The sequence below is a fragment of the Stratiformator vulcanicus genome (genome assembly GCF_007744515.1).
GTDB classification, from domain to species: Bacteria; Planctomycetota; Planctomycetia; order Planctomycetales; family Planctomycetaceae; genus Stratiformator; species Stratiformator vulcanicus.
This window is the reverse complement of the sequence record NZ_CP036268.1, coordinates 2454857-2468118: the sequence shown is the minus strand read 5'-3', so window position 1 is coordinate 2468118 and position 13262 is coordinate 2454857. Positions and strand designations below refer to the sequence as shown.

At 57.3% G+C, this 13262-nt stretch carries 11 protein-coding genes and 1 CRISPR repeat array; of the genes, 9 read left to right on the top strand and 2 right to left on the bottom strand.

Annotated elements, in window-relative coordinates; genetic code table 11:
* Positions 1–14: 14 nt before the first annotated feature.
* Positions 15–650 (bottom strand): hypothetical protein, encoded by a 636-nt coding sequence (locus Pan189_RS09570; protein ID WP_145363697.1) that lies wholly within the window; start codon positions 648–650, stop codon positions 15–17.
* Positions 599–1087, bottom strand: coding sequence for a hypothetical protein (locus tag Pan189_RS09565; protein ID WP_310821299.1), 489 nt, complete (start codon positions 1085–1087; stop codon positions 599–601). Before Pan189_RS09565 ends, Pan189_RS09570 begins: the two co-directional genes overlap by 52 nt.
* Positions 1088–2021: 934 nt before the next feature.
* A CRISPR array of direct repeats spans positions 2022–3026; the repeat unit is 29 nt; unit sequence CGGTTCATCCCCACGTGCGTGGGGAACTC.
* Positions 3027–3299: 273 nt separating this feature from the next.
* Here Pan189_RS09565 and Pan189_RS09560 point away from each other — a divergent pair.
* The 9 genes from Pan189_RS09560 to cas2e all read left to right on the top strand — a co-directional run bounded on the left by Pan189_RS09560 (position 3300) and on the right by cas2e (position 13247).
* A complete protein-coding gene (locus Pan189_RS09560; RefSeq protein ID WP_145363695.1) occupies positions 3300–4358 on the top strand; it encodes a helix-turn-helix transcriptional regulator in 1059 nt (352 codons plus the stop codon).
* A complete protein-coding gene (cas3, locus tag Pan189_RS09555; protein WP_145363694.1) occupies positions 4355–7159 on the top strand; it encodes a CRISPR-associated helicase Cas3' in 2805 nt (934 codons plus the stop codon). The genes Pan189_RS09560 and cas3 overlap by 4 nt, the downstream gene beginning before the upstream one ends.
* The gene (gene casA, locus Pan189_RS09550) at positions 7152–8759 is read left to right on the top strand and encodes a type I-E CRISPR-associated protein Cse1/CasA (protein WP_145363693.1); all 1608 of its coding nucleotides are present in this window, start codon (positions 7152–7154) and stop codon (positions 8757–8759) included. The genes cas3 and casA overlap by 8 nt, the downstream gene beginning before the upstream one ends.
* Complete coding sequence (gene casB, locus Pan189_RS09545; protein WP_145363692.1) at positions 8756–9352, top strand: type I-E CRISPR-associated protein Cse2/CasB; 597 nt, start codon at positions 8756–8758, stop codon at positions 9350–9352. The genes casA and casB overlap by 4 nt, the downstream gene beginning before the upstream one ends.
* Positions 9353–9447: 95 nt before the next feature.
* Positions 9448–10656: a type I-E CRISPR-associated protein Cas7/Cse4/CasC gene (gene cas7e, locus Pan189_RS09540; RefSeq protein WP_145363691.1), complete on the top strand. Its 1209-nt coding sequence runs from the start codon at positions 9448–9450 to the stop codon at positions 10654–10656.
* Entirely contained in the window at positions 10653–11396 is a 744-nt protein-coding gene (gene cas5e, locus Pan189_RS09535; RefSeq protein ID WP_145363690.1) for a type I-E CRISPR-associated protein Cas5/CasD, read from the top strand. Before cas7e ends, cas5e begins: the two co-directional genes overlap by 4 nt.
* Before the next feature lie 4 nt (positions 11397–11400).
* Positions 11401–12093, top strand: coding sequence for a type I-E CRISPR-associated protein Cas6/Cse3/CasE (gene cas6e / locus Pan189_RS09530; RefSeq protein WP_145363689.1), 693 nt, complete (start codon positions 11401–11403; stop codon positions 12091–12093).
* Positions 12094–12109: 16 nt separating this feature from the next.
* Positions 12110–13042: a type I-E CRISPR-associated endonuclease Cas1e gene (gene cas1e / locus Pan189_RS09525; protein ID WP_310821297.1), complete on the top strand. Its 933-nt coding sequence runs from the start codon at positions 12110–12112 to the stop codon at positions 13040–13042.
* A complete protein-coding gene (gene cas2e, locus Pan189_RS21670; RefSeq protein ID WP_145363687.1) occupies positions 12927–13247 on the top strand; it encodes a type I-E CRISPR-associated endoribonuclease Cas2e in 321 nt (106 codons plus the stop codon). Before cas1e ends, cas2e begins: the two co-directional genes overlap by 116 nt.
* Positions 13248–13262: the final 15 nt, after the last annotated feature.

The following is a 13262-nucleotide window of genomic DNA, read 5'->3' as shown; positions in this document are numbered from 1 at the left end:
GCAGGCGCAATTTCTCAGATAAAGGAGGTAAGCGCTTTCAGTTCCGGCAGACGCTCCCGAGCCAACTCGACGTTTGGCGGATCAAGTCCTTCATTCCGATAGTGTTCGGCAATTTCTGCGTTGGTCTTTTCGGATTCAAACAGGGCGATTAGTTCGTCAAGTCTCTCGAGGAGTTCACTGTCGGGCTGGAGCGACCTGATCGTATCGAGAATCGAGTTGCTGTGGTCTTGCGGTCCGAGCGTTGATTCGGGAACGGGTACGGGTGACCCGGACTTCAGCGGCCTCCGGAGGGCGACTTTGTCGGGTGCCTTGAAGAGACCGCACAGCTGCGTGATGCCAAAAAAGCGGCTATAAAGCTCAGGTGTATATTCATACCCAGTGATGAGCTGAAACGCGCTTTTGTAGTGGTACTGGATAGTCGAAACGCGTTTCCTAAGCTGTTTGGCAACGTCCTTAAGTAGTTTCTGTGGATCATCGTAGCCTCCGTTCGTCCATCCCTCTCGTTGATCCCAAACCGCGAGATATTCTCGGTATTTGTCCTGCCGGTCCCGGCTCGCATCTATCGTGTGTCGTTTGCGAAACTCCGTGAGTACTTGAGTCAGATCATCTTGCAGTTTCCGGGCGGAAGCAGTCGGATCGAGCGAAACCATAGCTCGTCGGCAAAACAGTCGAGTCGGTCGGACTTGACCGACCTGAGTTTTTGCATCGCAGCAAACTTCGGTGGAAATTGACCGGGTTCGGAATTGGCCGCGGCTGCGAAGATTTCTGCGATGATTTTGATGTCATCATCAGGCAGTGCGTCAAGCAGCTGCGCTGCAAGATCGCGAAAGGTGTGTGGCTGAATACAACCTGCCATCCACTCGGGGAACTGATCAGGTTCGATCTTGTCGAACTCTGTCTCCGGAGGAATTCCCTGCGGGTTCACGCCAATAAGACTTAAGAACAAATCACGGGAAGCTTTCAGAACCGGAAAAATATTAGGGTCCTTTCCCGGATACTGTCCCGGCGTAATCTCGGCCCAGAAATGGATGTATACCGGGTGCCGACGTGTAACTTCCCAACGCATCCAAGGAGGAAGCGACCGCATCTGGTAATCCGGGCGCGGGAGGGGCATTAGCGGAATGACTTTGAAAGCCGAGGCAGCCTTGGCACCAAATTCCATTTGAGGACCTTTCTGACGACTCATGACATTTCCTGCATTGCGCTGCGGAGTTTCGAGTTTGCTCCACCGAGGTTCTTGATTTCGGCCAAGCCTTGATGGGGTTATCGTTGCGAGAATTCATGCGACCTCCAAGCGGTGATGTGTCATTTGAAGATATTTCGCCAAATCGTTTGCAATTGTTTTCGACCGACGAAGACGTTGCTTTGTGTTGAACTGCTGCTAATGGCCGATAGGTAACGCCCTCTCTATGTCTTATGACGCATTTTTCCCAAAAATTTAGGTCAACTGTCTCTGCAGTCTTCTGGGCAGAGCAACGATCGCACGGATGCTCGCCACTGCTGATGCCGTTCGGATTTTTAGCGGTCGAGTCCGCGCGTATCTCGGCTTTCCAGGCAGCTTATCGCCACGTGCCGGTATAATAAGCTGACGGTTCGGCTCCGTGGCTGAGGTGGCGAGCAGTACCTTACAAACGACTTTCGACCGTTCTTGTGCTGGTAGACAGGAACCTGCATGAAGCCGAAGAACTGCCGCCGCAAGGTCAAGCCGTTGCCTGAGTCGGCCATCTCATTGGTGTGATAGCTCCGACCAACTATCGTTGGAGGAATGAGTCGGGTGGGGTCCGCACCGGCCAAGCCAAGCCTCTTAACGACTTTGAGAGAATGCTGCTGACGGCAGTCGAAAGTGGCTTTGGCGGGCGACAGTTGCGACGGTCAAACTTGGCGGCGCAAAGCGGTGCCTTGATGCAGGACGGGATATTGGGGGCTGACCTGCCCCCTCAAACCGACGCAACATGTTCGGATAGATACCTTGGAATCAGCTTCCCTTTCTGAAGAAGAAAGCGATACCGCCGTATCGGCTCCGGTTCATCCCCACGTGTTTGGGGAACTCAGAATCGCACTGAGCGGCAACGAAAAACCGACCGGTTCATCCCCACGTGCGTGGGGAACTCCATTTCGTCCAGTCCAGCAACCGCTCGCGGGCCGGTTCATCCCCACGTGCGTGGGGAACTCGATCCGCGAGCGGGCATCCGCCAGGGCGAGTTCGGTTCATCCCCACGTGCGTGGGGAACTCATCGACCGGCAATCGAGCTGGAACCGGACAAACGGTTCATCCCCACGTGCGTGGGGAACTCGATGCGGTTCCCGTAATACTTGGCCCCGGAGCCGGTTCATCCCCACGTGCGTGGGGAACTCCCCCGCGGTCGACGTGCTCGGTCCATCGTCCGCGGTTCATCCCCACGTGCGTGGGGAACTCTGCTGCCGCAGGCACAAAGCCCCGGACGGGGCCGGTTCATCCCCACGTGCGTGGGGAACTCGTCGGGTCGGCGATGGCGAAGTCGAGGTGCGACGGTTCATCCCCACGTGCGTGGGGAACTCAAAACGAGTGACATCGCGAACATCGATCGAGTCGGTTCATCCCCACGTGCGTGGGGAACTCGCCATCATCTGCAATGATGTCGAGGTCGGGAGCGGTTCATCCCCACGTGCGTGGGGAACTCGAAGGTGCAGACAATCCCGGACCGGTGGTGGCCGGTTCATCCCCACGTGCGTGGGGAACTCTGGATGGTCCTCAAAGATGTTCCGTGACACTACGGTTCATCCCCACGTGCGTGGGGAACTCGCCTCTCGCTTCTTCGCGAGAACGGCTTTGATCGGTTCATCCCCACGTGCGTGGGGAACTCCGCCTTAGCTTCTACGGTTGGTCCGCTATCGCCGGTTCATCCCCACGTGCGTGGGGAACTCGTTCGCGCGCGATCCGGCGTTTGTCTTCGTCGCGGTTCATCCCCACGTGCGTGGGGAACTCTCCTTGTTCTCCACCACGATCGCGACAGTGGCCGGTTCATCCCCACGTGCGTGGGGAACTCACCAGCATCTTGTGTCGCTGGTGATCACTGACTACCAAATTGTGTAGATCAATGACCTCCTACTTGATGCCGGAGCCATTTTTAACTCCCCCGATACGATCTTGCCGAACTCACCTTGATCAAGACAGACGAAACTCTCAAGAGGAATTCGTACCTGGCGATGAGCCGACAGTTGTAACGCTTGTACCATTGGGTAAACATCTGCATAAGTCATACCCTGCCGCCCCTGTCGATTAACCTTCTCGCGTTGCACGTTCGAAAGAGAGATGGTCAATGCCACGCCGTGACGCCCACGACATGACGCAAATTGCGAGGCAACTCCTGATTGTTCGCCTGGCTTCGTCCCGTCGACGAGGGCTGACGGTCAACGATTTGGTGGACGAGACCGGGGCCAGCGAAAAAACCATCCGGCGAGACATTTCAGCTCTACAACAATCAGGTTTCCCGTTGGAAGAGATCGAAGAGGCCTACGGTCGAAAACGGTGGCGAATGGCCGCCGATGAGGGGCTTGCGAACGTGCGGCTCGACGCTTCGGAGCTGCTGTCCATTTACGTCGCCGTGAAGAAAATGGAGTCTTTTGCAGGGACGCCGCTGTGGGAGGGCGTTGAGTCGGCGATCCGTAAAATTCGTTCGACAGTTGGCGAATCGTTGATCCGCTACCTTGATAAGGTCGAGAGAGCGGTCGGTGTCTCGCAGACGCGATCGAGCGACTACTCCGGCCACGGCCCGATACTCGATGATTTAATGATGGCGACCGAAGAGCGACGGACGACACATATTACCTATCAGTCGCAGCGTTCGACCGAGCCTCTCACCTATGATGTCTGGCCATATCATCTAAAAGAGTTCCGAGGCTCGTTTTATTTGATCGCCCAGTCGCATCAGCACGATGAAATCCGCACGTTTAAGGTCGACCGTATTTCCAATGTCCATGTCGACAATTTCCCATTTCCAGAGCCGAAAAGTTTTGATCCTGAGAGATTTTTTAAGAACTCGTTCGGCATCTTCAGTAGCGACGGTCCGCCGATCACCGTGCGGATTCGCTTCGAATCTGCGGTTCGTCGCTTTGTCGAAGAACACCAGTGGGGTTCCTGCAGGCGTCTTGAACCGCAACATGACGGGTCGCTGCTCGGAGTCTTCGTGGTAACCGATCTTGAGGAAATCGAAAGCTTCGTGATGAGCTTTGGCGGACAAGCCATCGTCTTGGAGCCGGATGAATTAAAGTCGACGGTGCGCACTGCCGCGATTCGAATGGCGAAAGCTCATTCGGGTGAAGACGATGCTGCAGCCTCGATTTCCTCTTCGCAGGCTCTGGCGAGGAGCGAAACTTGAGCGTCTCACAGTCTCAGTTTTGGGCGAAGTTGGGCAGAGACGGTGTCTATCCGGACGATGCTCACCCGGTGATTTGCCACTGCATCGACGTGGGTGGCTGCGCGCAAGTGTTGTGGGATGAGGGGCTTTCCGAGGGGGTCAAGCGGCACTGGTCGGAATGCGTCGGCCTTGACGAAACGACGACAGGTCGGTGGACGGCTTTCTTCTCAGCCGTTCACGATGTGGGAAAAGTCTCTCCCGACTTTCAGTACGGCCGAGCCCCTGAGCCGCAGAAGAACGCTATTCGCCGATCATTGGGCCTCTCCGAAATGAGCGGAAGTAGGCCGCACGCGGAAATTAGCGGGCGGGCCCTGCTTCCCTGGCTCGTGGAAACACTGAAGTGGCTGGAACCGAAAGCACGGAGGGTTTCCCAAGTCGTAGCCGGTCATCACGGGATCGTACCGAGTCATGTCGACGTAAAATCATCCGCCCGCGATTGGCACGCGAGCCGAGTCGAGTTGCTCGATGAACTTGCTCGGTTCTTCAAGGTCGCCGAGTTGAATCGGCCACAGCCTCGTGACGGAGCGTGGTGGCTGTTCCTGGCCGGGCTAATTTCTGTGGCGGATTGGCTCGGTTCGCAGAAGCTTCAATTTCCGCCGGCGGGCATTCAGGTCGACTTGCAAGCCTACGTTGCGGGCAGTCAGGAAAGGTGCCGGTCCGCAGTTGAAGCGACGGGCTGGCTCAATCGAGATGGCGGACGCGCGGATGTGGTGGGCCTGACTGACTTGTTTCCGTTTATTTCAGAACCGCGACCATTGCAGACATTCGTCGCCGAGATTGCGACTGAACTCGCCGATCGGCCGTCGCTGACGATCATCGAGGCCCCGATGGGCGAAGGAAAGACGGAGGCCGCACTCTTCCTGGCAGACGTCTTTCAACATGCTGCCGGCAGGCGTGGATTTTATGTCGCATTGCCGACTCAGGCGACTAGCAACGGCATGTTGCCGCGGATCGAGAATTTTCTTGCGGAGCGTTATCCCCGCCAGTCGATCGACCTTCAATTGATTCACGGCGGCGCTTCGTTGAGTGAAGCATTCGAAGAGATGGTGCGGCGATCGGAGGATCGCGCGCTGTTCAATCCAGTCTACGGGGATGACGAGGAAGCCGATGAATCTCGCGGAGCGGTCGTCGCAGAAGCATGGTTCGCGTCGGACAAGCGGCAGGCGTTACTCGCCCCGTTCGGCGTCGGGACCGTCGATCAGGCGATGTTGGCGGTTCTGCAGACGAAGTTTCATTTCGTCCGGCTGCTGGGCTTGAGTGGGCGGACGGTGATCCTCGACGAGGTGCATGCCTACGACGCCTATATGTCGACGATCCAGTCACGACTGCTGAGATGGCTTCGGAGCTTAGGCAGTCCGGTGGTGTTGCTCTCGGCGACATTGCCCGCGGGTCGGAGGCGGGAATTGATTGCGGCGTGGCAAGGCCGGAACGTAGACGACGTGACTATTCCCGATGAGGCGTATCCGCGGGTGACCTCAGTGACCGATGCGAAGAGCGAGCCTCGGGCTCATCACTTCGCTTGGAACAAGGCACTCGAACGCACTGTCAGGCTCGGTGAGGTTTCCGCCTCGGGTCTCGCGGAACAATTGGGGAAAGCATTGTCCGGTGGCGGATGTGCGGCGGTGATTTGCAATACCGTGGGGTCCGCACAGAGGTTATTTGATGATCTGTGCGCTGCCGGTTTCAGTCCGATCGATCTGCCGGACGACTGGTCGAGGAACGATCCGATTCCCGAGGGTGACCTGTTGCTGTTTCACGCCCGCTTTCCGTTTGGTCGCAGACAGCAGATTGAAGAGGCCGTGCTGCGAAAGTTCGGTAAAGGCGAGGCGATAAAGACGGGCACGGGGTCAGTCCAATTTGAAGGGACCCGGCCGCGCTGCGTGCTCGTCGCGACACAGGTGATCGAGCAGAGTCTCGACCTTGACTTCGATCTGATGATTTCGGAATGGGCTCCGGTTGACCTTTTGTTGCAGCGGGCAGGCCGCCTGCACCGACACTTCCGAACGCCCCGGCCGGAGCAAGTACAGACGCCTCGCCTGCTGTTGGTCGAGCCGACTGAATTAAGCGCGTCGGGTGTACCGAGTTTCGGCAGCTTCGAGGACGACGGTAATGGCAAGGGGGTCTACGCCCGCCACGTCTTGCTGAGGACATGGCTAGTATTAAAGGAGCGGTCGCAGATCGCATTGCCGGTCGACATCGAGCCGCTAGTGGAGGCGGTTTATGCAGACGACTGGGGCGAGGTGCCGCAGGAGTGGGGGGCGGTGTTGCGGGAGAGTCGCGAGGCGCTCGAGGAACAACGCAGCGAGAGCTGCGCGAATGCGGCGGGCGGCTTGATCATGGCCCCAGACTACACTCGGCTCTTGAAACAGCGATCGCTCGGACTCGACGAGGACGATCCTACGACCCACGATTCACTGCGGGCCAGAACGCGGGAGATCGACGCGACGGTGTCGATCGTGCTTCTCCAAGAGATCGCAGGAGCAGTCGCTCTGATCGCGGATCACAAGGCGATTGATCTCGAATTGCGTCCGTCGCTCGCACAAGTGAAAGCGTTACTGAAAAGTTCAGTCTCTCTCAGCCAAAATCATTGGTGCGGCCACTTCTCACGGCAGCCCGTTCCATCAGGGTGGGAGAAAAGTGGTGCCCTACGCTACCACCGCCCCTGCATTCTGAGCGATGGGGGCCAATACCAGAATGGTCGATTCGCACTGCGGTATGACCGGCTGCGCGGGGTGCTGATGGAAAGGACGAAGAATGTCTGATTTTGTCAAAGCTGCTCCAACCTTCGACCTGATCGATCAACCTTGGCTCCCGGTCTCAAGAGACGGAGAAATGCGCGACGCTGGACTTCGAGAGGCACTGCTTGAAGCCCACAATATTGACCAACTCCGCGACGAGTCGCCGCTTGTCACCGCAGCGTCATTGCAATTGCTCCTTGCCATCGTTCATCGAGCGATCGACGGCCCGCAGAGTTTTGACGACTGGCGGGAACTCTGGAACGCGGGGCGGCTGCCGAAGGAAACGGTCGAAAACTATCTGGACCAGTGGCAAGAGCGGTTCGACTTGTTTCATCCGCACCATCCGTTTCTGCAGGATGCGTCGCTGCCGATCGACGGGCCGGCGAGCACGCTCGACGGAATGAACAAGCTGTTGACAGGCACCGAACCGATCAACTCGCTGTTTCACCACGACCGCAGTCCGAGTCGGCATACTCCGGCAAATCCAATTGATCCGGCGGAGGCAGCTCGCCGATTAATCGCCCTGCAGGCGTTCGCCATCAGTGGAGGTCGCGGCTATCTGCAAACGGTGCGAGCACGTGGACTTTGTTTTCAGCTTCTGGGGGAAAACCTTTTCGAAACGATCCTCTTAAATCTGCTGCCCACGGAGATCATCGAAGATGAAGCCGTGGAACTCGCGAAATTAGGACAGCCGAATTGGGAGCTTGACACACCGGCGAAGGCTCAGACGCGACGGCCGCGGGGGTTGCTCGACCACCTGACTGCCGTGAGTCGCAAAGTGCGGCTCATTCCCGAGGTCGACGACGGAAAGCTGAAAGTCAGGCAGATGGCGTTCGCGATGGGAAGAACGATCGAACTTGCCGACAAGACAAGCGAACCATTTTCAGCTTATGTCACCGACAAACGTCGGCAACAAATCGGACTGGACTTGGACCGGGCCGTCTGGCGGGACAGCGAAGCATTGTTCCATTTCGACCGCGAGCAGTCGCAAAAAGGAACCACTTACCACGGCCCGGCAACGTTAAAGTTTGTCCGTGAGCTTGTGCACGAGGGTATCATTCCAGACGAGATGAGCTTCCGACTAGCGGTTACGGGCCTTAAGAACACAAATGCCAAGGTCTTCGCTTGGCGATACGACGTGCTTCCGCTCCCGGTGCGATACACCAAGGGAGGCCGTCTCGTCGAATTTCTGGGCGAAGCACTCAGGTTGGCGGAAGATGTCGCACTCACGTTACAACGGGCCGCCCGCGTCGTTGCCGGGGAATCATTAACCTTCGGGACCCGATCGCCCGACGCGTCCGCCGTCACGGCGATGGCGAATCGACTCGCCCCCGACCGGCTCTATTGGTCGCGACTGGAAGAGCATTTCTATCAATTCTTCGAACGGCTTGCTGAAATCGATAAGCAGGCGGAGCACGAAGTTTATACAGTCGCACTGGCGCGTTGGGTTCACGGCCCCGTGAGACGCACGGCTTGGAGTGCCTTTAGCGATGCCGTCGTGCCGCTCGGAAGTTCGGCTCGCATCCTGAAAGCCGTTCACAAAGGCCGAGGGTACCCGGGGATGAAATTACACAAGCTCCTTGAGAGCTACGTTGAGCCGACTAGCGGGGAGCATGCTGCATGAGACGCCAACTGCAAAACTACCCATTCGTCAAACAACTGCTTTCGCTCATCGAAGTCCGAAAGGGTGCCAGAGCGAATGACGCCTCCTCCCGGCGAACGCTCGCCGAATTAAGAGGCGGACTCGGTAAGCCGTTCGGCGCGGCTCCGCTGCGTGATCGCTTTGTCCTGCGACATACCGACGATGATCCTGATTGCGAATTAGAGTGGTACGCGCTGGTCGCTTCACTCTTTGCGATGAAACAAGGCGGGGCGACCTCCGGAAAGCATCATGCCAAGGACATCTCAATCGGCCGGGCACTTCGAGATACGCTGGACGATCCGCGGGAGGCGGAGGGGTCTGGCGTCGAGAAACGTTTGGTCGCGCTGCTGAATTCCGACCGTGAAGACCTTCCGCATCGATTGAGACAGGTCGTTTCGCTCCTGAAGTCGAAAGACAAGCCTTTCGACTACCATCAATTGCTCTACGATCTGCTGAATTGGAACGGTCAGCAGCGGCGGGTTCAGACCCACTGGGCCCGCGATTTCTGGGGCGGCGGCGGAGCTGCGAAGGCCGACGAGCAGGTGCAAGCATCCGAAGCTGTCGGCACGACATAGGCAGCGGCGATAAAAAAAGATCACTCATCAGCGATCGACGGCGAACCGCGCCCGTCACGGTTGCTCCATAGATGCTGCGCGGCGGAGGACACAATATGTTTCTGGAAGTCCACATTTTGCAAAATTTTGCTCCGTCAAACCTAAATCGAGACGATACCGGAGCGCCGAAAGATTGCGTCTTCGGCGGCTATCGGCGGGCTCGCATCAGCAGTCAGTGCATCAAGCGGTCGATTCGAAGGCATTTTCGAGATGATCAGTTGCTCGCACCCCAAGTTCTGGCGTTCCGGACGAAGCGGGTCATTGGTCGCGTCGCGGAGCACCTGGTCCGCGACCACGGACGAGATGAGGGTCTTTCGCTGCAAAAAACCGCGAACGTATTACAGAGTCAGAAGATTAAATCCAGCGATGACTTTGAAACGGAGTATTTGCTGTTTCTCGGCGAAGACGTGATTCAACGTCTGGTGAAAGTTGTCGACGAGTATTGGGATCAGATTCCGGAGGATGTCAGCGTTGCCGAGGAAGAGAGCGGCACAAAGACTAAGAAGGCGAAAAAGCCAAAGAAAGGTGAGACGACGCTGCCCGATGAAATCAAATCCGCTGCCGAACAGGTGCTCGGTGGCGAAAAAGTCGCCGATGTCGCCCTCTTCGGCCGCATGCTCGCCGACCTGCCCGGTAAGAACGTCGATGCCTCATGCCAGGTTGCGCACGCCATTTCGACCAATAAGGTTGAGATGGAAATGGACTTTTTCACGGCTGTCGATGATCTCAAAAACCGTGAGGAAGACGCCGGAGCGGGAATGCTGGGGACGGTCGAGTTTAACTCGGCCTGCTACTATCGCTACGCGAACGTCGATCTCAATCAGCTTGTCGACAACCTTCAGGGCGACGAAGAACTGGCGAATAAGACCGTGGAAGCGTTCTTAAGAGCTTCGATCTCCGCCGTGCCGACTGGCAAGCAAAACAGCTTCGCCGCACAAAACCCGCCCACGCTGATCCTGTGCGTGCTTCGGGACCAAGGACTGTGGTCCCTTGCCAATGCGTTTGAGAAGCCGATCGATCCGAAGCAGCAGTCGGAACACGGTTTGACGGAATTGTCGGCCGACGCACTACTGAAGCATTGGGACAGGCTCTGCGGCAGCTACGGCGATAGTGGGATTAAACAGCGGCGCTTGCTCTCGCTCAATAAATTAGACGATGAGGCGCTGGGGAATCTTAAAGATACTCGTGTCGACACACTGGAGCAGCTTCTGGAACAGACGCTGAAGTCCGTCCACTTCCGTTCGAAAGAAGGAGCATCGGCATGAGCATCCTCATCCTACGGCTCACAGGGCCGCTTCAGTCGTGGGGAACCCAGTCCCGCTTCACTGTCCGTGACACCGGACGGGAACCGTCCAAGTCCGGCATGATCGGAATTCTGTGCGCGGCACTCGGGATGGACCGCACTGCGACAGAACTTACCTACGCGGGCCGGACAATCACCTTTGGCGAACTGACTTCGTTGAAGATGGGGGTTCGCATCAACAAAGCAGGCCAGTTGCTTCGCGACTTCCATACTGCCGGCGGTGGGACGCTGAGCGGCAAGCGTAACGGGCCTTCCTATGGAGTAGTCAAAGCCAGTGGAAAGCCGGGGGATACCGTTCTCTCAAATCGCTTCTATTTGGCCGATGCGGATTTTCTCGTCGGGCTGATGGGCGCGGATGACCTGATGGAGCTTTTGCGTGAGGCAGTGAAAGCCCCTCACTGGCCATTATTCCTCGGACGCAAGTCCTGCCCGCCGGGTGAACCGCTCCTCCCGGAAATAAACCCGATCGTACCGGGCAATTCGCTGGACGAACTCATGGCCGTTCTTACGACACCACCGAAAGGCATTCAACTAAGAGCCTGCAATCTCGAAGAATGCCGTATCGTAATAGACGTCGATGACGCGGGGGCCGCAACCGGCACGCGGATCGACGTTCCGCGATTCAATTTCGCCGCGCGTAAGTTTCGACCGCGGAACATCGCCTCAAGAATGATCGTACCCTCAATTTCCGCTCAGGAGTAAAGCCTTGATCCTCAGCCGCTTATTGCTCAACCCGCTCGAACGCAACGTTGCGAGGGATCTCGGATCTCCCGACGAAATGCACAAGACGCTTTGGAACCTGTTCAGCCCTGAGAAACCGGACGGAGCCAACGGGCGAAGAGTCTTGTTCCGGACCGAACTGCATACGGAGACTGTTCCACCTTCGGTATTGGTGCTTTCTTGGAAAGCGCCTCAATGGAAACGACTCCCCTCTGGCTATATCGCCGGCAACGAGGCGGGCTGTTGCCACTCGATTGATTACGAACCGGTGCCGGCGGGACGTTCCGGAGGAGGTATCCCGATTCACAACGGGGATATCTTCCAATTTCGCCTTGTCGCTAATCCGACTCGCAGAGTCGGCAAGTTCGATCACCGACAGCCAGTTCCCAAAAGGAAGATCCCGGGAAAACGAGTCGGCCTGTTGAAGGAGGAGGAACAGTGCGACTGGTTAATCAGGAAAGGGACAGTTCATGGGTTCGAGCTTGGCCGGGACCTTCAGATCGAACCGCTGGGCATGGTTCGCAGCACTGCGAAGGGAGCAAAGCGGAAGTGGCTAAGCGTACGTTATTCAGGTTCGATCCGCGTCGTTGAACCGGCTGCGTTCTGCGACGCCCTTCTGGCGGGTATTGGCCCAGCCAAAGGCTTCGGCTTCGGTTTACTGTCGATCAAGCTCTCTTAGTACACGAGGGGGTCCCGTGCAGCGAAATCTTCATGATTATGCCCGCTTCGGTGATCGGCTGAGTTTTCTCTATCTTGAGAAGGGGCGGATCGAGCAGGAGGCGAAAGCGATCGCCTACGTCACGGAACTGGGACGCACGCCGATACCCGTTTCGGGTTTGTCGACGTTAATGCTCGGTCCAGGTGCAACGATTACCCAGAAGGCGATCGACAACCTGTCCGATTGCGACTGCACAGTCATCTGGTGTGCTGAGCAGGGAGTTCGATACTACGCCCATGGGCGTGGCGGCACACACTCTGCATCTCGACTGATCCACCAAGCAAAGTTGGTTTCAATCCCGCGTTTGCGGCGGGAAGTGGTCGCACGGATGTACTCACGCCGTTTCGGAGAAACAGTCGAGCCGGATGTAGACATAAGAACGATTCGGGGTCGGGAAGGCTACCGTGTTCGAACTGCCTATGAACGACTTGCTGAGGAACACGGCGTGCAGTGGAAGGGGCGGAACTACGACTACAGTTCCTGGGAGAAAGGTGATCCTCTCAATCGAGCCCTCTCAGCGGCGTCAGCCTGCCTGAACGGAGTGTGTCACGCCGGGATTGTGGCAGCTGGATACAGCTCTGCACTCGGCTTCATTCATACCGGCAAGATGCTCTCGTTCGTCTATGATGTGGCCGACTTGTTCAAGATCGATCTGATCGTTCCGTTGGCATTCCGCACGGTTGCGGAGTCCGATAAGAGCGTGGAGCGTCGGGTGCGGATCGCATGTCGCGATGTCTTCACAGAGCAAAAGTTCCTATCTCGGTTGCTGCCGGAAATTGAAAAGGTGCTCGGCAATGACAGTCATGATTCTAGAACGCGTCCCGACCAGCCTGCGGGGAGACCTGAGCCGGTGGATGATCGAGCCGAGGGCCGGGACATTCCTCGGCAAAGTGAGTGCGCGGGTCCGTGACCGACTGTGGGAGCGTGCCGTCAAGCACGCCAAACACGGCGCTTGCTTTCAAGCTTGGTCGAGTCCCAAAGCCGAGCAAGGCTTCGTGTATCGCGTCGAGGGGGATCCGTCTCGACGAATGCTCGACATGGAAGGAATTCACTTGGTTTTGCGACCGAAAGTTGATTCTCCAGAAGATCGGCTCGCTCTCCGGCAAGAGGGCTAACATCGTAACCCTCTT